The sequence below is a fragment of the Thauera sp. WH-2 genome, assembly GCF_048321015.1.
Classification (GTDB): domain Bacteria; phylum Pseudomonadota; class Gammaproteobacteria; order Burkholderiales; family Rhodocyclaceae; genus Thauera.
Window position 1 is genome coordinate 13,901 of record NZ_JBLWFG010000012.1, and the last position, 19,457, is coordinate 33,357.

The following is a 19,457-nucleotide window of genomic DNA, read 5'->3' on the forward strand; positions in this document are numbered from 1 at the left end:
CCTTACAGCATCACGCGGCGGAAATCCGCCAGCAGTTGCGCGAGGTACACGTTGAAGCGGGTGGCCAGCGCACCGTCGATGACGCGGTGGTCCGCAGTCAGCGACATCGGCAGCGTCAGGCGCGGCACGAACTGCTTGCCGTCCCACACCGGCTTCATCACCGACTTGTTGACGCCGAGGATGGCGACTTCCGGCGCATTGACGATGGGGGCGAAGTAGGTGCCACCAATGCCGCCCAGCGAGCTGATCGTGAAGCAGGCGCCGGACATGTCGGCCGGGCCGAGCTTGCCGTCGCGCGCCTTCTTGGCCAGCGCGCCGGTCTCAGAAGCAATCTCGAACACGCTCTTCTTGTCGGCGTCCTTCACCACCGGCACGACCAGGCCGTTGGGGGTGTCGGCCGCGAAGGCGATGTTGAAGTACTTCTTGTAGACCAGATTGTCGCCGTCGAGCGAGGTGTTGAACTCGGGGAATTCCTGCAGCGCGCGTACCGAGGCCTTGATGATGAAGGCGAGCATGGTGAGCTTCTTGCCCGACTTCTCGTACTCCTTGTTCATCTGCACCCGGAAGGCTTCCAGGTCGGTGATGTCGGCATCCTCGTGGTAGGTCACCGCCGGGATCATCACCCAGTTGCGGGCGAGGTTCTGGCCGGAGATCTTCTTGATGCGCGACAGCGGCTTGACCTCGACCTCGCCGAACTTGGCGAAGTCGACCTTCGGCCACGGCAGCAGGTCCAGACCGCCGCCCAAGGAAGCACCCGCGGCAGCCGCCGGGGTCTTGCCCGGGACCACGCCAGTTGTCATCGCGCCCTTGATGAAGGCAGCGACGTCTTCCTTGAGGATGCGGCCCTTCGGACCGGTGGCCTTGACCTGACCCAGATCGACGCCCAGTTCGCGGGCAAACGCGCGCACCGAGGGGCTGGCGTGCACCTTGCCGCCTACCTTGACGGCGGACGGCGCGGCAGCCGGCATCGCCGCCGGGGCGCTGGCGGCGGGACCACCGTCGGCCAGCGGGGCGGGCGAGGGTGCGGCGGCCGGGGCTGCTGCGGCAGCGGCAGGGGCGACCGGAACGGCGGCCACGGCAGCGCCTGCGGCCTCGACCTTCAACAGCACGCTGCCTTCGCCGACCTTGTCGCCGACCTTGACCAGCACTTCCTTGACGACCCCCGCCGCGGACGAGGGTACGTCCATCGTCGCCTTGTCGGACTCCAGGGTGGCGATGGCGTCATCGACCTTGATGGTGTCGCCGACCTTCACGAACAGTTCGATGACGGGTACGGCGTCGAAGTCGCCGATGTCCGGCACCTTCACGTCGACCACGCCACCGGCGGCGACAGCGGGGGCAGCCGCCGGGACAGGTGCGGCGGCAACCGCAGGCGCCGCGGCCGGCGCAGGTGCAGCGGCAGCCGGTGCCGGGGCTGCAGCGGCAGCGCCCGACGCCTCGACCTTGATCAGCACCGTGCCTTCGGCCACCTTGTCGCCGATGCCGACCAGGATCTCCTTGACCACGCCGGCGGCCGAGGAGGGCACGTCCATCGTGGCCTTGTCCGATTCCAGCGTCGCAATCGCGTCATCGACGGCGATGGTGTCGCCGACCTTCACGAACAGCTCGATCACCGGCACGGCGTCGAAGTCGCCGATGTCCGGAACCTTCACTTCAATGAGTTGGCTCATGTTCTTGACTCCTTGCTCAGACCGACAGCGGGTTCGGCTTGGACGGGTCGAGCTTGTACTTGACCATCGCTGCGGCCACCTTGTCGCGGGCGATCGCGCCCTCGTCGGCCAGTGCCTTGAGCGCAGCCAGTGTGACCCAGTGGCGATCCACCTCGAAGAAGTGGCGCAGTTGCTCGCGGGTGTCGGAGCGGCCGAAACCGTCGGTGCCCAGCGTTACGTAGTTGCGGTCGAGCTGCGAGCGGATCTGCTCGGGGAACATGCGGATGTAGTCGGTGGCGGCGACGATCGGGCCCTCGAAGCCGGCGAGCTTCTGCTGAACGTGGCTCTTGCGGGGCTCTTCCATCGGGTGCAGCAGGTTCCAGCGCTCGATCTCGTGGCCGTCGCGAGCCAGTTCGTTGAAGCTGGGTGCCCCCCAGATGTCGGACTCCACGCCCCAGTCCGTCTTGAGCAATTCGGCAGCAGCGATCACCTCGCGGAAGATCGTGCCCGAACCCATCAGCTGCACGCGCGGGGCCTTGGCCTCGGCACCCTTGCGGAACAGGTACAGGCCCTTGAGGATGTCGCTCTCGGCGCCGGCCGGCATCTCGGGATGTTCGTAGTTCTCGTTCATCACCGTGATGTAGTAGTACACGTCCTCCTGTTCGGCGAACATGCGGCGCAGGCCGTCCTGCACGATCACCGCGACTTCGTACTGGAAGGCGGGGTCGTAGCTGATGCAGTTGGGGATCATGTTGGCCATGATCAGGCTGTGGCCGTCCTCGTGCTGCAGGCCTTCGCCATTCAGCGTGGTGCGCCCGGCGGTGCCGCCGATCATGAAGCCGCGGGTACGCTGGTCGGCCGCCGCCCAGCACAGGTCCATCGTGCGCTGCAGGCCGAACATCGAATAGAAGATGTAGAAGGGGATCATCTGCACGTTGTGCACGCTGTAGGCCGTGCCCGCAGCGATCCAGTCGGCCATCGCGCCGGCTTCGTTGATGCCTTCCTGCAGGACCTGGCCGGTCTTGCTCTCCTTGTAGAACATGAGCTGGTCATGGTCTTCGGGCACGTAGTTCTGGCCTTCCTGGTTCCAGATGCCGTACTGGCGGAACATGCCCTCCATGCCGAAGGTGCGGCTCTCGTCGGGCACGATCGGCACGACGTGCTTGCCGATCTGCTTGTCCTTGAGCAGCGTATTCATGATGCGCACCACTGCCATCGTGGTGGAGAGTTCGCGGCCTTCGCCCGAGGCCTTGAGCAGTGCGGCGAAGGCGTCCAGCCCCGGCACGGCCAGCGGCGCAGCCTTGGTGCGGCGCTGCGGCAGGAAGCCGCCGAGATCCATGCGGTGCTTGAGCAGATACTTGTATTCGGCCGAGTCCTCGGCGAACTTCAGGTAGGGCAGCTCCTCGAGCTGGTCGTCGGGCACCGGCAAGCCAAAGCGATCGCGGAAGCGGCGGATCGCGTCGATGTCCATCTTCTTCTGCTGGTGCGAGATGTTCATCGCCTCGCCCGCCTGGCCCATGCCGAAGCCCTTGATGGTCTTGGCGAGGATCAGCGTGGGCTGGCCCCTGTGCTCGCTTGCGGCCTTGTAGGCGGCGAAGATCTTGAACAGGTCGTGGCCGCCGCGGTTGAGCTGCCACACCTGGTCGTCGGTCCAGTCGGCCACCAGCGCCTTCAGCTCCGGCGTGTTGAAGAAGTGCTCGCGTACGTAGGCGCCGTCCTTGGCCTTGAAGGTCTGATACTCGCCGTCGCAGGCGTTCATCATGCGCTGCTTGAGGATGCCCTTCTTGTCGCGGGCGAACAGCGCATCCCAGGCCGTGCCCCAGATGACCTTGATGACGTTCCAGCCCGCGCCACGGAACTCGGATTCGAGTTCCTGGATGATCTTGCCGTTGCCGCGCACCGGACCGTCCAGGCGCTGCAGGTTGCAGTTGATGACGAACACCAGGTTGTCCAGCTTCTCGCGCGCGGCCATGCCGATGGCGCCGAGCGACTCGACCTCGTCGGTCTCGCCGTCACCGAGGAAGGCCCACACCTTGCGTTGCTCGGCGCGGGCGGCGTCGATCATGCCGCGGCTGGCCATGTACTTCATGAAGCGCGCCTGGTAGATCGCGCACAGCGGGCCGAGACCCATCGACACGGTCGGGAACTGCCAGAAGTCTGGCATCAGCCAGGGGTGCGGGTAGGACGAGATGCCCTTGCCGCCCACTTCCTGGCGGAAATTGTCCATCTGCTCCTCGGAAAGGCGGCCGAGCATGTAGGCGCGCGCATAGACGCCGGGGACCGAGTGGCCCTGGAAGAAGATCATGTCGCCGTCGTGCTGCTCGGAGGGTGCATGCCAGAAGTGCGAGAAACCCACGTCGTAGAGCGCAGCTGCCGAAGCGAAGGAGGCGATATGACCGCCGACGTTGGTGTTCTTGTTCGCCCGCACCACCATCGCCATTGCGTTCCAGCGGATGTAGGAGTGGATCTTGATCTCCATGTCCGGGTCGCCCGGGTAGGGCGGCTGCTGCTCGGCGGGAATGGTGTTGATGTATTCGGTGTTGGCCGAGTAGGGGATGTTCACGCCTTCCTGGCGTGCGGTGGCGATCAGGTTCTCGATCAGATAGTGAGCACGCTCGGGGCCTTCGTGTTCGACGACGGCGGCGAGGGCTTCCAGCCACTCCTGCGTTTCCTGCGCATCCGTGTCGGCTTGCGGGAGAACGTTGCTGATTCCGGTCATGGTTTGTCTCCTCATGACGTTCAGTGAAGGATGCCTGCCCGGTAGGGCGGACGTTTTCTTGCTTGCAGGCGCGACCATGCCGACGGCTGCACGGCCAACTTTTCGAAATATAAAACGTGTTTTCGCATTGTGCAATCACTTTTCGTGGAGCGCAAAATGCACGTGTCTGCCGCGCATGCGCTCAAGGGGGCGGGTTGTCCTCCACGATGGCCTCGCGTGCAAAAACGACCTGCCCGTTGCGGATCTCGCCAAGGTGGATCTGGCGCGGGGCGTTCAGGGTTTCGTGGTTGTCCGGCGAGTAGGGGCGGCGGTAGGTCATGATTACGCCCTCCACCGCGGCCTCGAGGCTCTCCAGTGCCTCACGGATGCGCGGGCCCTCGGTGCTGTCGGCCTGGCGGATGGCAGCGGCGAGCAGGAGCATGGAGTCGTAACCCTGCGCTGCCGCCGGGGGTACTGGGATGCGCGAGGTGCCTGTGAGCCCTTTCCAAGCGTCGAGGAAGGCGGCTTGACGCGGGTTGCGCGCGACCTGGATGAAGGTCTGCGGCATGCGTGCGCCCTCGGCATTGGGGCCGGCGCTTTCGATGAAGTTGGACATCGCAAGCGTCCAGCTGCCGATGATCGGCACCGCCCAGCCCATGCGCGCACGCTCATTGGCGATGTGCGCCAGCTCTGGGCCGATGCCGTAGGTGAGCAAGGCCTGTGCGCCGGCGGTGCGGGCGCGCTCGAGCAGTGGCCGCATGTCGGTCTGGCGTAGCTGGAAGCGCTCGACCGAGACCGGTGCGATCCCGCGACGCCCGATCGCCTGCTCGAGGTCGTCCTTGCCCAGCACGCCATAGTTGGTGGCGTCGTGCAGGATGGCCAGACGAGTGAGCCCGCGTCGGTCCATGGCCTCCTCCACGACCACCTCGGCCTGCAGGGTGTCATTGGCCGAGACACGGAAGACATAGTTCTCCGGAAACGCCGGTGGCTGGAATTGGCGAGTGATCAGCGAGCCGGTGGCGACCGAGGTGATCACGGGAATGCGTGCGGTCTGATAGTGACGCTGACTGGCAAGCGCGACCCCGGTGTTGACGATGCCGAGGCCCGCCACCACGCGCTCGCGATTGACGAAGTCGCGCACGATGAGGGCCCCGAGCTCGTTGCTGGCTTCGTCGTCACGCTCGACGAGTTCCACGTAGCGACCGAGCACGCCGCCGTTCGCATTGATCTCCGCCGCCGCAATGCGTATGCCGTTGCGCATCGACAGGCCCATGGGTGAGGAAGGTCCCGAAAACGGACCGGATACCCCGATGCGCAGCCTCGCGCGCTGGGTGGTGCTCGCCGGGCGTTGCCAGCCGCTCATGTCGGGCGCCTGTGCCGATGCTGCCTGGACCGCCGCGCAGGGCGCGAGAAGCAGCATGCGGAGGAGGGCGCGCCGACGCGGCGCAAAGTGCGCGTTCATGGCCTCACTGTAGGCAGGGGCGCGGGCATCGACAACTTGGCGAAAACCCCGACGGTCGAACCGGGAGGCCTCTCCCGGGCATGACGAAAGGATGGCGCGTTAGGGTTACACCGGATGACGGCAGGCACGCCGGATCGACCAGAATCCGGCACCCGACCTTCGGTGGCCCCGTCGCTGCAATCCGCCCATGCAATCGCCAGCATCCTCCCCGGCCGCGCCGCCACGCTGGTACTGGGCCGTTCCCCATATTGCCCTCGCCCTGTTCGCGGTTTCCATGCTTGCGCTGGTCGCGCTGCTGCAATCGCGCGAAACCGGCATCGAACGCGAGGCCCTCGCGCGCGACCTGCAATGGACCGAGCAGTCCGTGCGCCGGACCATGCTCGGCACCGAGGAGTTCCTCGTCCAGCTCGCGCGTGACCTGTCGGCCGGTACGCTCGATCACGATGCCTTCCAGTTGCGCGCCAACGAGCACCTCGCGCTGAATCCGGCACTCACGAACATCGTCTGGGTGGGGCGCGATCAGATCGTCCGCTGGTCGGCACCCTTCGATACCCAGGACTGGCTGGCCGGTGAGCGTCTCGGTGACGCCCATGTACAGGGCTTCCAGCAGAGCGCGCTGTCCTTTCGGTTAGCGTACGGGCGCCCGCATGTGCGCGAAGGGCTGGGCGCGGAGCTCGAGGCGTTCGCACCCGTCCAGCGCCAGGGCGAGTTGCTGGGTGTGATCCTCGCGGTCTACTCGGTCGAGCGCATGGTCACTCGGCTGGTGCCCGACTGGTTCGCGGAGAAATACCGCCTTGCGGTCGTCGATGCGGAGGGGGAGGTGCTGGCTCTGAGTTCGGCGCTTCCGGCGCAAGACCGCCACATCGCACTGGAACTTCCGCTTGCGCCGCCGGGCAACGGCATGGCGCTCCAGGCAATGGCCTTTCCCGCCGGCGGTACGGCTGCGCGGGTGCTGCCGCCGGTCCTCATCGTCGGCTTGTCGATGCTGGTGCTGTGGAGTCTGTGGATGCTGCGCAGACATGTCCTGCGCCGCGTGCAGGTGGAGAAGGAGCGCGACCGCCTGTTCAATCTTTCGCTCGACATGCTATGCGTGGTCGATCTGGAAGGTCGTTTCCGGCGCTGCAACCCCGCCTTCGAGCGGGTGCTCGGCCACGACCCGCAGACGCTGCCCGGGCGCGCCTTGATCGATCACGTTCACCCGGAAGACGTGGCGCAGACACTCGGCATGTTGCGGCGACTGATGGATGGTGAGCCGGTCAACTTCGAGAACCGCTGCCGCTGTGCGGACGGCAGCTACAAGTGGCTGGTGTGGAGCATCAACCCGGTGCGTGATGAGGGGCTGGTGTATGCCGTCGCGCACGACATCACCGGACGCAAGGCGACCGAAGACGCGCTGCGCGCGGAGTCGGCCTTTCGTAAGGCGATGGAGGACTCGGTCATCACTGGCCTGCGTGCCATCGACCTGAGTGGGCGCATCATCTATGCCAACACGGCCTTCTGCCGCATGCTCGGCTTCGAGGAGTCGGAGCTGATCGGGGCCGAGCCCCCGTTTCCGTACTGGCCGGAGGAGCAGCGCGAGGTCTGCGAGCGCAACCTGGCGCTGACGCTGTCGGGCCAGGCGCCGCGCAGCGGCTTCGAGATGCGCATCCGGCGCAAGAACGGGGAGCGCTTCGATGCCCGCTTCTATCTTTCGCCCCTGATCGACCTGACCGGGCGCCAGACCGGCTGGATGGCTTCGATCACCGACATTACCGAACCCAAGCGCGTGCGCGCAGCCCTCGAAGCCGCGCACGAGCGCTTCGAGGCGGTGCTGGACGGACTCGATGCAGCCGTGTTCGTGGCCGATGCGCGCACGGACGAGATCCTCTTCGCCAACCTCGCCTTCAAGCGCATCCACGGCTTTGATGCCGTGGGGCGCACCGTTCCCGGTGTGGGCGTGCCCCAGCCCGAGCGGGGCGACTATCGCGCTGACCCGCGCGCACTGGCGCAGGCCGATGTGCCGCGCGAGCTTTTCGATGGCGAGCTGCAGCATCCGCTTTCGGGGCGCTGGTACCACGTGCGCGAGCGCGCGACACGCTGGGTGGACGGTCGTGTGGTGCGCATGGGCATCGCCACCGACATCACCGACCGCAAGCAGACCGCAGAGCTGGCGCGCCAGCAGCAGGAGCGGCTGCAGCGCACCGCCCGACTGATCACCATGGGCGAGATGGCGTCCACGCTGGCGCACGAGCTCAATCAGCCGCTGTCCGCGATCGCAAACTACTGCTCCGGCTCGGTAACGCGCCTGCAGTCGGGCAAGGCCCGGCCGGAAGACGTACTGGCGGCCATGCAGAAGGCCGCAGCCCAGGCCGAGCGCGCGGGCAGGATCATCCGCAGCGTGCGCGAGTTCGTGAAGAAGAGCGAGCCGCGGCGTGCACCGCTGGACATGGGTGAGGTGCTCGAGGATGCGCTGGGCTTTGCCGACATCGACGCCCGACGCACCGGTACGCGCATCCAGACCGAGATCGAACCCGGCCTTCCGCCCGCCTTCGCTGATCGCGTCATGATCGAGCAGGTGCTGCTCAACCTGATCCGCAACGGGATCGATGCGATGCTCGATACCCCCAGGGCGCAGCGGGTGCTCGTCATCCGCGTGCGTGAGTTCGGACCCGCGGCGCTGGAGGTGGCCGTTGTAGATCGCGGGCACGGTATCGGGGAGGAGGGGCGGCGGCAGCTATTCACCCCCTTCTACACCACCAAGGTCGATGGCATGGGCATGGGGCTGAACATCTGCCGCTCGATCGTGGAGTTCCACAATGGGCGACTGATTGTCGACGCGAACCCCGAAGGCGGTACCATATTCGCGTTTACCCTGCCGACGGAGGCTTCCAGTGAGCGGATTGCCCGCAGCGCCTGATCAGATCGTTCATGTCGTCGATGACGACGAAGCCCTTCGCGACTCTCTCGTCTGGATGCTGGAGGCAAACGGCTACACGGTTGCGGCGCATGCGTCGGCCGATTCCTTCCTCGTCGGGCTGACGGACGGCATGACCGGTTGCGTGCTGCTCGACGTGCGGATGCCGGGCATGAGTGGGCTCGAACTGTTCGAGGAGCTGCAGCGACGACGCTGCGGGCTGCCGGTGGTCTTCATCACCGGCCACGGCGATGTGCCGATGGCCGTTTCGGCGCTCAAGCAGGGTGCGGTCGACTTCATCGAGAAACCCTTCGGCGAACAGGACATGCTGCGCCTGGTCGAACAGTGCCTGAAGCTCGAAAGCGAAACGCGCGGGAAGCGGCAGCAGGAGGCGGAAACCGCGCGCCGGCTCGCGCAGCTCACGCAGCGCGAGCGCGAGGTGCTAGACCTGATCATCGTCGGCAAGCTCAACAAGCAGATCGCCGATGTTCTGGGCATCAGCATCAAGACGGTCGAGGTACATCGCGCGCGCGTCATGGAGAAGATGGGCGCGCACTCGCTGGCCGAACTGGTGCAGAACATCGTTTCACTCGAACCGGGCGCCGTGGTGCGCTGACCTGCCGCAGAGGGCGCCTGGGTACTGCGCTGACGGGCGTGCCCGCCAGCGTGCGCGCACGCTGTCACGGGCGCGTTTCCGGCCCTGTCCGTGCGGTGCCCTGTGCACCGCCCCAACAACACAAGATTCAGAATGACCGGAATCAACGCTCTCTTCCTCCTCACCGGCCTGCTGCTGTTCATCAGCGTGCTGGCCAGCACGATCTCGGCGCGGCTCGGCTTGCCGCTGCTGCTGCTGTTCCTCGGCGTCGGCATGCTGGCCGGCAGCGACGGGCCGGGCGGCATCGTATTCGAGGACTTCTTCTTCGCCTCCATGATCGGCCAGGCAGCGCTGTCGGTGATCCTTCTCGATGGCGGCCTGCGCACGCGGGTGAGCAGCTTCCGGGTCGGCCTCAAGCCTGCAGCAGTACTGGCCACCTGGGGCGTGGTGGGCACGGCCGGGCTGCTGGGCATCTTCGCCACCTGGCTGCTCGACGTCGACTGGCGGCTCGGTTTGCTGCTGGCGGCCATCGTGGGGTCGACCGACGCGGCGGCGGTGTTCGCCCTGTTGCGCAACAGCGGCGTGCGCCTGAACCAGCGCGTGCAGGCCACGCTCGAGATCGAGTCCGGCGCGAACGACCCGATGGCCATCCTGCTCGTCACGGCGCTCGTCGGTGCGCTGCTGCAGCCAGAGACGGCGAGCGTGAAGGACTTCGTATGGATGCTGGTCAGCCAGCTTGGCCTCGGCGCACTGCTCGGGCTTGCGGGGGGCTGGGTGCTGTCGCGACTGATGGCGCGGCTGAAGCTGCCCGAAGGCCTGTATGCGCTGCTGATCCTTTCCGGTGGAACGCTGGTCTTTGCTGCCACCAATCTGCTCAACGGCAGCGGCTTTCTGGCGGTGTATCTGGCCGGGGTGGTGGTCGGCAACCGGCGCTCGCATGCGACGGAGCACGTGCTGCGCGTCATGGACGGCCTGGCCTGGCTGGCGCAGGCGGGCATGTTCGTGGTGCTGGGCCTGCTGGTGACGCCGTCCCAGCTGTTTGACCATGCGGCGGAGGCCGTCGCGATGGCGGTGTTCCTGATGCTGGTCGCGCGCCCGCTGGCGGTCGTGATCGGTCTGGCGCCTTTCCGATACAAGCGCAACGAGCTTGCCTACGTGAGCTGGGTGGGGCTGCGTGGGGCGGTGCCGGTCGTGCTCGCCATCGTGCCGGTGGTCATGGGGGTGCCGGAGTCCCGCCTGCTCTTCGACGTCGCCTTCGCGGTGGTGCTGCTGTCCCTGCTGGTGCAGGGCGCAACGGTGCCGATGGCGGCGCGCTGGCTCAAGGTGGAGGTGCCGCCGCGTGATGAGCCGCGCGACAAGCGCGAGGTGTGGGTGGGTGACGAAGCTGCGGTGGATCTGCTCGAGTACGGCGTGGTTGCGGGCTCGCGTGCCGAAGGGCAGCATCCGGACGACATCAGCGCCGAGTTTGAGGGGATCGACGTGCGCTGCGTCGCGCTCGTGCGCGGCGGGGCATTGCAGCGACTCACCGTGGAGACGCGGCTGATCCCCGGGGATTCGGTGTGGTTCATCGCACCGGATGAGGTGGCGGACCGGATCGCGCGTATGTTCGGCGGCATGGGGGGCAACCTCGGCGCGAATGCGAGCTTCTTCGGCGAATTCGTCGTCGATCCCGAGTGCCTTGCCGGCGATCTGGCCGACGCCTACGGGCTCGGCATCGACGCGCGCGAGCGCACGCTCACGGTGGGGCAGATGCTGCTTCAGCGGCTCGGCCGCGCAGTGGTCGTCGGCGACCGTGTGCAGATCGGTGCCTTCACCCTCACTGTGCGCGAGATGAGCGAGGCCGGCGCCCTGACCTCGGTTGGCCTCAAGTGCCCCGCGCCCGTCAGCCTGCGCTGAAGCGGTTGGTCGGGGCGCGTCCGGGGGGCTCCAATGCTGTAAAATCCTGCTCTTTTTCAGGGGCTCTACCGATGACCGCTCGCATCATCGACGGCAACGCGCTTTCCGTGCAGGTCCGTGGCGAAATCGCTGAGCGTGCCGCAGCATTGACGGCGCGTGGTGTGCAACCTTGCCTGGCGGTCATCCTGGTCGGAGGAGATCCGGCGTCGGCGGTCTACGTGCGCAACAAGGTCGCCGGTTGCGAGAAGGCCGGCATCCGCTCGCTGCGCTTCGACTACCCCGAGAACGCCACTCAGGACGAGGTGATGGCGAAGCTCGCCGAGCTCAACGCCGACCCGTCGGTGCATGGCATCCTGGTACAGCTGCCCTTGCCGAAGCATCTGGACGAAACCGCAGTGCTCGAAGCCATCGACATCAAGAAGGACGTTGACGGCTTTCACGCCGAGAACGTCGGCCGCCTGTCGCAGAACCGCGAGGCCTTCATCCCCTGCACGCCGCACGGCGTCATGAAGATGCTCGAGAGCACCGGCACGCAGGTGCAGGGCGCCGAGGCCGTCGTGATCGGGCGCTCGAACATCGTTGGCAAGCCGATGGCCATGCTGCTGACCAACGCCGGCGCCACCGTCACCGTCTGCCATTCCAAGACCAAGGATCTGGCTTTCCACACCCGTCGCGCCGACATCCTAGTGGCGGCGATCGGCAAGCCGCGTTTCGTCACCGGCGACATGATCAAGCCGGGCGCCACCGTCATCGACGTCGGCATCAACCGCCTGCAGGACGGACCCGACGCCGGCAAGCTGTGCGGCGACGTGGATTTCGAGTCGGCCAAGACCGTGGCCGGCGCCATCACCCCGGTGCCAGGCGGCGTGGGGCCGATGACGATCACCATGCTGCTCGAGAACACCGTGATTTCCGCCGAGCGCACCGCGCGTGCCTGTGGCAAGTAAGGACAGCGAGATGAGCGAAGCCAAACCCGTCGTCGGCATCATCATGGGCTCCAACTCCGACTGGCCCACGATGAAGGCGGCCGCGAAGATGCTGGAAGACTTCGGCGTGGCCTTCGAGGCCAAGGTCGTCTCCGCCCACCGCACGCCCGACCTGATGTTCGAGTATGCCGAGGCCGCGCGCGGTCGCGGGCTCAAGGCGATCATCGCCGGCGCGGGCGGCGCGGCCCACCTGCCGGGCATGGTCGCAGCAAAGACCACGCTGCCGGTGCTGGGCGTTCCGGTGCAGTCGAAGGCGCTGTCGGGGCAGGATTCGCTGCTGTCCATCGTGCAGATGCCCAAGGGCATCCCGGTCGCGACCTTCGCCATCGGCGAGGCGGGGGCGGCCAACGCGGGCTTGTTCGCGGTGGCGCTGCTCGCGGTCGAGGATGCCGCGCTGGCGCAGAAACTCGCCGACTTCCGTGCCCGCCAGACCCAGGCGGTGCTCGACATGACCCTGGATTGAGAGCCGCATCATGATCCTCCCGCCTGCCACCCTTGGCATGCTCGGCGGCGGCCAGCTCGGCCGCTTTTTCGTTTCGGCCGCGCACGAGATGGGCTACAAGGTCTGGGTGCTCGACCCCGACCCGCACAGCCCCGCCGGTCTCATCGCCGACCGCCACCTGGTCGCCGCCTACGACGACTACGTCGCGCTCGACACGCTGGGTAGCGAATGCGCCGCGGTGACGACCGAGTTCGAGAACGTCCCCGCCGACACGCTGGACTACCTGACCAAGTTCATCCCGGTACACCCGGCGGCGAGCGCGGTCGCGGTGTGCCAGAACCGCATCGCCGAGAAGACCTTCCTGGCCGACAACGATTTGCCGCACGGCCCCTTCGCGGTCATTCGCAGCGAGGACGACGTACGCAACGCCAACGCCGGCCTGTTCCCCGCCATCCTCAAGGTCGCCCGCTTCGGCTACGACGGCAAGGGCCAAGCCCGCGTCGCCGACCGTGACGAGGCGGTGGCCGCGTTCCAGCACTTCAAGGGCGAGCCCTGCGTGCTGGAGAAGATGCTGACGCTCGACTACGAAGTGTCGGTGGTGCTGGCGCGCGACGAGGCGGGCAACGTGCGCAGTTTCCCGACGGGCGAGAACCGTCACCGCAACGGCATCCTCGACGTGACCATCGCGCCGGCGCGTGCCTCCGCCTGCCTTCGCGACAATGCGCAGGAGATCGCCGAGCGCATCGCCGAGCGGCTCGGCTACGTCGGCACCCTGGGCGTGGAGTTCTTCGTCTGCCGCGGCGAGCTGTTCGTGAATGAAATGGCGCCGCGCCCGCACAACAGCGGCCACCACACCATCGACGCCTGCGACGTCAGCCAGTACGAGCAGCAGGTGAGGGCGCTGTGCGGCCTGCCACTGGCAATGCCGCGCCAGCACTCGGCGGCGGTCATGGTCAATCTGCTCGGCGAGCTGTGGTACGAGGACGGCGAGGGCGAGGCTGGAAAGAACCATGGCGCCTACCGCGAGCCGGACTGGTCGGTGCTGCACGCCGTGCCCGGCCTGCGTCTGCACCTGTACGGTAAGCATCACGCCCGCCCGGGGCGCAAGATGGGCCACTTCGTGGTGACCGGCGATGATGCCGTCGCGGTGCTCGAGCGAGCGCTGGCTGCGCGTGCCGCGATCGGCATCCGCGACGAGTGAGCACACGGCGATGAGCAATACCGGGGCCAAGCCGCGCGGCCGCATCGAATCCGCCACGCCGGGCGCGATCGCCGAGGCGGCCGCCCTGCTGCGCGCGGGCGAGCTCGTCGGCATGCCCACCGAGACGGTGTATGGGCTGGCCGCCGACGCGCTCGACCCAGCGGCGGTGAAGAAGATTTTCGTCGCCAAGGGCCGCCCCGCCGACCACCCACTGATCGTGCATCTGCCCTCGGCCGAACACCTGCCGCAGTGGGCCGCTGCCATCCCCAAGGATGTGCTCGCGCTCGCGCGCGCCTTCTGGCCCGGCCCGCTGACGCTGATCCTCAAGCGCACGCCCGAGGTGCCCGACGAGGTGACCGGTGGCCAGGACACGGTCGGCGTGCGCGTGCCCTCGCATCCGGTCGCGCTTGCCCTGCTGCGCGCCTTTGACGGCGGCCTGGCCGCGCCCAGCGCCAACCGCTTCGGCCGCATCAGCCCGACTACTGCCGCGCATGTTCATGAAGAGCTGGGCGAACGGGTGGCCATGATCCTCGACGGCGGCGCCTGTGAGGTCGGCATCGAATCCACCATCCTGGATTTTTCGCGGGACGTGCCGGAGATCCTGCGCCCGGGCGCGATCGGCCCGGAGGACATCGCCCGCGTCATCGGCCGTTGGCCGCGCGTGCGGGGGGAGGCGCAGCCGGAGATCGATGCGACAGCGGCGGAGCAGGGGCGTGCAGAGCTTGCCGGCGGCGGGGCCACGGGCGCGGTCGCGTCTGCCACAGCCGATTCCGCCCCGCGCGTCTCCGGCGCGCTGGCCGCCCACTACGCCCCGCGCACGCCGCTGTGCCTAGTCGAGCCCGCGCTGCTCGTCGATGAGGCCGTCGCGCTCGCGGGCGAGGGCAGTCGCGTCACCGTCCTCGCCCATTCGACCGCCGATCCGCACGACGCCCGCCTGACCTGGCGCACCCTGTCGGCCGATCCCGCCGCCTATGCGCAGGGCCTGTACGCCAGCCTGCGCGCCCTCGACGCCCTTGGCGCCGACTTCATCCTGATCGAAGCGCTCCCCGGCGGCCCCGGCTGGCGCGCGGTTGCCGATCGCCTGGGCCGCGCGGCGGTCGGCTCGGGCGCCGCTGAGACTTAGGCACGAGCCCCCTCAGCCGGTCGCAGCGGAAAGGTCGTGGAGCTTCCACGGGAAGCAGGGACGGGGCTTCCATTTCGATCGTCTGCTCTCTATAATGCGCGCTCTTTCAGGGCCGATAGCTCAGCTGGGAGAGCGCTGCGTTCGCAATGCAGAGGTCGGGAGTTCGATCCTCCTTCGGTCCACCAAGAATTCATAGTAAAAACAGCGCATTACACTTTGCAGTGTGATGCGCTGTTTTGCTTTGTATGGCAGGTTTTTGCGAACTCAGTGTGGCAAATTTGTGGCAAAGACTGGGCTTGCCACAGTCATGCACTGCGTGACACTGCGCAATAACGCGTTGTAGGATAGCGTCACTCGCGCTGAGGACGTTGTGAACGGCTTCGAGAAAAAAGCAAAGGGTACAAGGGGCCTTGCAAGCTGAACCTTGCCCAATAAGCGAAAGCCACGGACTGTTCAGCGGCCGCCTCCGTAAGCGGATCGGAGGATAGGTAGGAAAGGATGCCGACAGGCATCGCCTGGTAGCGCCCCGCCGGATGTTGTGATGAGGCCGGTTTGGCTGCGCTCCCCAGGAGAGCGAGGGCACCATGGGGGATAACCCCGCCGTGTTTGGCTTGTTGCTAAGTTGGCTGCAGTGGCACTGGGCGTAAATCTCCGGTCAACTGAGCTGGATACGGAACCGCGGACTCATCCGACATGACCGGCTTCGGCCGGTCGGTTTCGGAGACGTTCGCCCATGAAGGCCCTTCTGACCGTAGATCAGCTGTCCCAGTACCTGCACAAATCCGTCGCCAGCATCCGCAGCGACGCCACCCGCAATCCCCAGTCCCTTCCGCCAATCTGCCGGCTACCTGGCACCAAGCGCCTGCTCTGGCGTGTCGAGGACGTCGAAAACTGGCTCGCCGAGCACGTCGAGGGCGTGGCCCCGCCCCAGCGGCCGACCGTCGCGTTCGACGATCACAAGCCCAGACGCGGGCGTCCGACCAAGGCGGAGCAACTCGCCCGGCAGCGGCAGCTCCAGGCGTCTGCCACCGGTCGAGGAGTCTCATCGTCCGCACGGGCCTGAGCAATGCGAACCACGATCGAGAGAAAGGCGAGCTGTCCTCAGCCTGCCCTTCCGACCCTCGCCCCTTCCGCGCCGGGGCATGGCCTTGCCGAGACCATGTCGAAGCTGCAGGAGCGTGCGAGGGTGGCGCGCATGCGGATGGAGCACCGGAGGGCGGCCGAGCCCGTCCAGCTCTTCCTGCCCGGTATGGAGGCCTTCGTACGGGCCATGCCGAACCACATCGCCCGCTCCAGCCTCTTCGCCCCCGTCGCCCGGGGACGCAAGCGTTTCTACAACGAGGAGCCGCTCATCACGCGATCCGACGTCGTGCTGACCTACACCGGTGAGCAGCTCGACGAACCACAGGCGGATGTCGCGCTGCAGCTGATCTACGAGGCGCGCTGCATCCCCCTTGGCGTTCCCATCCGGATCAACCGGGCGGCGTTCTTGCGCGCGATCGGGCGTAGCACTGGCAAGCACGATTATGAGTGGCTGCATCGGGTGATGAAGGCCTTTTACAAGGCCAGCTTCATCATCGAGGTGAAGCGGCGGGACGGATCCACCAAGTACTGCGTCGGCGACACAAAGGCCTTCCGCATCGTCGCCGATCTCGACTACGACGCCGACAACGAGCGCTACACGGTCACGCTCGATCCGCGCTGGCGTCAACTTTTCGAGAACCAGGAGTTCGCCCTCATCGACTGGAACAAGCGCCTGCAGATCGGTCGCGGGCAGGACATGGCCAAGGCGCTTCAGCGTCTGATTGCGGCGTCGGCCGACCCTGTGCAGGCCTATGCGATGTCCTGGCTGAAAGACAAGATGCAGTACGCCAGTCCGATGCGGAAGTTCAGGGAGGCGGTCTCGGCGGCCGTGGACGAGCTCAAGCGGGTCGGTGTCATCGCGCGGGGTGAAATTGACGTCGGCAGGCGTGGCAGCGCTCAGCTCGTCCTGTGGGTAACTCGAGCTCGCCCATCGGGATAGCGTTCCACCTCGATCGGGATAGCGTTCCGCTTAGTCGGGATAGCGTTCCGTTCTATCGGGATAGCGTTCCTCCCCACTCTCTGGAACCCGCGCCGGCGCTGGGATTCAGGGCCGCAAATGACCGTCTACCTATTTCTACCTTATTTCTACCAGAAGGCAGTTGTGGATAACTGCCGAAATCGGGGTGGGGCAGAAAGGCTCGTGGTAGGGCGTTTGGTAGCGCGGGGCCACCGATGCGCCGGTTTTGACGCCAGGGATAAGCGTGCTGCGAGCCGACTGCACGATGCTCACGAGAGGATGGGGAAGGCGCTGGGTACGTGCCAAGCGGTGACCCTGCCGACGATCACCATGGCATCATCTGCATCTCATCTCCATTGGCGGCAGCGTCCTCATGAAAGTTATCGGTCTCATCGGTGGCATGAGCTGGGAATCCACCGTGCCTTACTACCGCCTGATCAACGAGGGGGTGAAGGCCCGGCTGGGTGGTCTGCATTCGGCGAAGATCGTGCTCTACAGCGTCGATTTCGCGGAGATCGAGCGACTGCAGCACCGTGGAGAATGGGATGAGGCTGGCGCGCTGCTGGCAGACGCTGCTCGAGCGCTGGAGCGGGCTGGGGCCGATTTTGTCGTCCTGTGCACGAACACGATGCATAAGGTGGCGCCGGCCATCGAGGCCGCGGTGGCGATCCCGCTACTGCATATCGCCGACCCCACGGCGGCAGCGATCCACCAGGCGGGCTTGTCCTGCGTGGGGCTCCTGGGTACGCGCTTCACCATGGAGCAAGACTTCTATCGCGCCCGGCTGACCGATCGCCACGGCATCGACGTCGTTATTCCTGACGATTATGACCGAGCGCTGGTTCATCGGGTGATTTATGAGGAGTTGTGCCTGGGGCGCGTCGAGGAGGCGTCGCGCCTGGCGTATCGCGATGTGATTCAGCGTCTGGTCGCGCAAGGCGCGCAGGGTGTAATTCTGGGATGTACGGAGATATCGATGCTGGTAGGCGTTGAGGACGCCGCGGTGCCGTTGTTTGATACGACGGGGCTTCACGCTGCTGCGGCCGTTCAGGTGGCGCTGGCGGGTTGTTAAGCCCACTCGAGGGGACAGTCATGGTTCGGCCAGAAGCGGCCGGATGTGGTTTCAATAGATGGGGCCTCTGAACGGCCGCTCCATCTCTGTACCTGTCGAAGACTCACCTCGCCGCAGCAGCGCAGGGCGTGCACTTCGCAGCGTTGCCAAAGGGCATCTAGCGTCCTCTGTGCAACCGCCCCAAGCGGGCTCCACGACACACTGCCAAGTGTCGGAAATTCTTACAGCCCCCCCCCCCCCCCCCCCGCCCCCCTCTATTGGATCGGTGAATTTCAAGCTCCTGAATTTTAACGACAAATAATTCTTTGGCTCGATTTATGCTTTGGTTTTCCCGTAAGTTGCCTTTTCTTGATGGCAACGCTAACTGGGGAGAACTTCGAAATGAAAGCAATGAAGAAAGTATTCGCGAGTGCAACCGCCGCACTGACACTGTCGATCGGCGTTCCGGTAACGGCGCAGGCCGCGATCGTCTCCATCACGAACCCCGGCGGCTCCACCGAGATCGGTGCACGCATCCGCTGGGGTAACACGGGGTGGGAGGCAGCCCTGCGCGACGGCAGCAACGTTGCGGCCACTCTGAATCCTGCGGGAACCCCGGTGTGGCAACTTGACAAAGACTATGCGTTCAACGTGTCGTATGTGGTGGCCACGGGCACACTTTCGCTGGGCGTCGATTTCGACCTCGACGGTTCCTTCGGCGCGGGAGAGACCCTCTCGCTCAGCACCTTCGCGGCCCCCGGCCTGACGGACTATTCCGGCTACGGGTTCAATTACCTGCAGATCTCGGGCAACGAAGGCGGCAGTACGGCGCGCTCCTCGGTGAAGAGCCTGGTCATCAACGGAGATTCTCTCTCCGATTTGGTACCCAACGGCGCCTTCCTGGACACCTTCTATGAAGACAACGTGCTCGGCGCGATCGGCTGGAACATCAGCGGTGCGCTGAACTTCAGTGCCGCCGGAACCACTGACGAACGGCCGTCCTGGAACTTCAGCTTCCGCACCCCGGAGTTGCAGCCTGCAGCCGTGCCCGAGCCCGGCTCGCTGGCCCTCGCCGCGCTGGGCCTGATGGGCCTGGTCGCAGCACGCCGCCGCAAGACGGCCTGATCTTTCCGGCCAGCGCTTCCCGGGGCGCCGCGCTGCACTCGAGCAGCCGGCGCCCTTGGCTTTTTCGGCGGCCGCCATTCATCGCGATCGATACCAGTGGTGTGTCAGCCAGCGGCCCACGCGCCGATGAATCGCAGGCTGCGCGGCCTACTCCAACCAGCGATCTCGATCTGACCGGCTCTTTTGACCGGCTTGCCGTCCATGACTTTTCGCGCCGAGCATCTGCTCGACTCGGTTTTCTGCCGCTGGGCGACCTGAAGAGCCGATGGCCGGTCAGGGTCGGGTCGAGACAGCC

14 protein-coding genes and 1 tRNA gene are annotated in these 19,457 nt (G+C 66.2%); 12 read left to right on the forward strand and 3 right to left on the reverse strand.

What is annotated here, in order from left to right:
- Positions 1 to 2: 2 nt before the first annotated feature.
- From aceF to ACNKW1_RS14900, 3 genes are all read right to left on the reverse strand, one after another.
- Positions 3 to 1,670: a dihydrolipoyllysine-residue acetyltransferase gene (gene aceF, locus ACNKW1_RS14890; protein ID WP_418365385.1), complete on the reverse strand. Its 1,668-nt coding sequence runs from the start codon at positions 1,668 to 1,670 to the stop codon at positions 3 to 5.
- Positions 1,671 to 1,686: 16 nt separating this feature from the next.
- Positions 1,687 to 4,368, reverse strand: coding sequence for a pyruvate dehydrogenase (acetyl-transferring), homodimeric type (aceE, locus tag ACNKW1_RS14895; RefSeq protein WP_418365386.1), 2,682 nt, complete (start codon positions 4,366 to 4,368; stop codon positions 1,687 to 1,689).
- A gap of 181 nt (positions 4,369 to 4,549) precedes the next feature.
- Entirely contained in the window at positions 4,550 to 5,710 is a 1,161-nt protein-coding gene (locus ACNKW1_RS14900; protein ID WP_418365387.1) for an ABC transporter substrate-binding protein, read from the reverse strand.
- 286 nt (positions 5,711 to 5,996) lie between these two features.
- Here ACNKW1_RS14900 and ACNKW1_RS14905 point away from each other — a divergent pair, with 286 nt between their 5' ends.
- The 12 genes from ACNKW1_RS14905 (at position 5,997) to ACNKW1_RS14960 (ending at position 19,162) form a co-directional block, all read left to right on the forward strand.
- A complete protein-coding gene (locus ACNKW1_RS14905; RefSeq protein ID WP_418365388.1) occupies positions 5,997 to 8,705 on the forward strand; it encodes a PAS domain S-box protein in 2,709 nt (902 codons plus the stop codon).
- Entirely contained in the window at positions 8,680 to 9,318 is a 639-nt protein-coding gene (locus ACNKW1_RS14910; protein ID WP_418365389.1) for a response regulator transcription factor, read from the forward strand. Before ACNKW1_RS14905 ends, ACNKW1_RS14910 begins: the two co-directional genes overlap by 26 nt.
- A 132-nt stretch (positions 9,319 to 9,450) precedes the next feature.
- Positions 9,451 to 11,193, forward strand: a complete 1,743-nt coding sequence (locus tag ACNKW1_RS14915; RefSeq protein WP_418365390.1) for a potassium/proton antiporter — start codon at positions 9,451 to 9,453, stop codon at positions 11,191 to 11,193.
- Between the two features lie 71 nt (positions 11,194 to 11,264).
- The gene (gene folD / locus ACNKW1_RS14920) at positions 11,265 to 12,140 is read left to right on the forward strand and encodes a bifunctional methylenetetrahydrofolate dehydrogenase/methenyltetrahydrofolate cyclohydrolase FolD (protein ID WP_418365391.1); all 876 of its coding nucleotides are present in this window, start codon (positions 11,265 to 11,267) and stop codon (positions 12,138 to 12,140) included.
- A 10-nt stretch (positions 12,141 to 12,150) separates the two neighbouring features.
- The gene (purE, locus tag ACNKW1_RS14925; RefSeq protein ID WP_418365392.1) at positions 12,151 to 12,642 is read left to right on the forward strand and encodes a 5-(carboxyamino)imidazole ribonucleotide mutase; all 492 of its coding nucleotides are present in this window, start codon (positions 12,151 to 12,153) and stop codon (positions 12,640 to 12,642) included.
- 10 nt (positions 12,643 to 12,652) lie between these two features.
- Complete coding sequence (locus tag ACNKW1_RS14930; RefSeq protein ID WP_418365393.1) at positions 12,653 to 13,822, forward strand: 5-(carboxyamino)imidazole ribonucleotide synthase; 1,170 nt, start codon at positions 12,653 to 12,655, stop codon at positions 13,820 to 13,822.
- A gap of 10 nt (positions 13,823 to 13,832) precedes the next feature.
- Positions 13,833 to 14,945 (forward strand): L-threonylcarbamoyladenylate synthase, encoded by a 1,113-nt coding sequence (locus tag ACNKW1_RS14935; protein WP_418365394.1) that lies wholly within the window; start codon positions 13,833 to 13,835, stop codon positions 14,943 to 14,945.
- Positions 14,946 to 15,054: 109 nt separating this feature from the next.
- Positions 15,055 to 15,130: transfer RNA gene (locus ACNKW1_RS14940), tRNA-Ala, on the forward strand.
- 548 nt (positions 15,131 to 15,678) lie between these two features.
- Positions 15,679 to 16,008: a DNA-binding protein gene (locus ACNKW1_RS14945; protein ID WP_277080000.1), complete on the forward strand. Its 330-nt coding sequence runs from the start codon at positions 15,679 to 15,681 to the stop codon at positions 16,006 to 16,008.
- A 96-nt stretch (positions 16,009 to 16,104) separates the two neighbouring features.
- Positions 16,105 to 16,968, forward strand: a complete 864-nt coding sequence (gene trfA, locus ACNKW1_RS14950; RefSeq protein ID WP_418365395.1) for a plasmid replication initiator TrfA — start codon at positions 16,105 to 16,107, stop codon at positions 16,966 to 16,968.
- 391 nt (positions 16,969 to 17,359) lie between these two features.
- Positions 17,360 to 18,058 (forward strand): aspartate/glutamate racemase family protein, encoded by a 699-nt coding sequence (locus ACNKW1_RS14955; protein WP_418365396.1) that lies wholly within the window; start codon positions 17,360 to 17,362, stop codon positions 18,056 to 18,058.
- A gap of 390 nt (positions 18,059 to 18,448) precedes the next feature.
- Positions 18,449 to 19,162: a PEP-CTERM sorting domain-containing protein gene (locus ACNKW1_RS14960; protein ID WP_418365397.1), complete on the forward strand. Its 714-nt coding sequence runs from the start codon at positions 18,449 to 18,451 to the stop codon at positions 19,160 to 19,162.
- Positions 19,163 to 19,457 lie beyond the last annotated feature (295 nt).

Coding starts and splice junctions, on each gene's coding strand:
- ACNKW1_RS14905 (WP_418365388.1), top strand. CDS start 5,997: ATGCAATCGCCAGCATCCTCCCCGGCCGCGCCGCCACGCTGGTACTGG.
- ACNKW1_RS14945 (WP_277080000.1), top strand. CDS start 15,679: ATGAAGGCCCTTCTGACCGTAGATCAGCTGTCCCAGTACCTGCACAAA.
- folD (WP_418365391.1), top strand. CDS start 11,265: ATGACCGCTCGCATCATCGACGGCAACGCGCTTTCCGTGCAGGTCCGT.
- aceE (WP_418365386.1), bottom strand. CDS start 4,368: ATGACCGGAATCAGCAACGTTCTCCCGCAAGCCGACACGGATGCGCAG.
- ACNKW1_RS14930 (WP_418365393.1), top strand. CDS start 12,653: ATGATCCTCCCGCCTGCCACCCTTGGCATGCTCGGCGGCGGCCAGCTC.
- ACNKW1_RS14960 (WP_418365397.1), top strand. CDS start 18,449: ATGAAGAAAGTATTCGCGAGTGCAACCGCCGCACTGACACTGTCGATC.
- ACNKW1_RS14955 (WP_418365396.1), top strand. CDS start 17,360: ATGAAAGTTATCGGTCTCATCGGTGGCATGAGCTGGGAATCCACCGTG.
- purE (WP_418365392.1), top strand. CDS start 12,151: ATGAGCGAAGCCAAACCCGTCGTCGGCATCATCATGGGCTCCAACTCC.
- ACNKW1_RS14900 (WP_418365387.1), bottom strand. CDS start 5,710: ATGAGCGGCTGGCAACGCCCGGCGAGCACCACCCAGCGCGCGAGGCTG.
- ACNKW1_RS14935 (WP_418365394.1), top strand. CDS start 13,833: ATGAGCAATACCGGGGCCAAGCCGCGCGGCCGCATCGAATCCGCCACG.
- aceF (WP_418365385.1), bottom strand. CDS start 1,670: ATGAGCCAACTCATTGAAGTGAAGGTTCCGGACATCGGCGACTTCGAC.
- ACNKW1_RS14915 (WP_418365390.1), top strand. CDS start 9,451: ATGACCGGAATCAACGCTCTCTTCCTCCTCACCGGCCTGCTGCTGTTC.
- trfA (WP_418365395.1), top strand. CDS start 16,105: ATGTCGAAGCTGCAGGAGCGTGCGAGGGTGGCGCGCATGCGGATGGAG.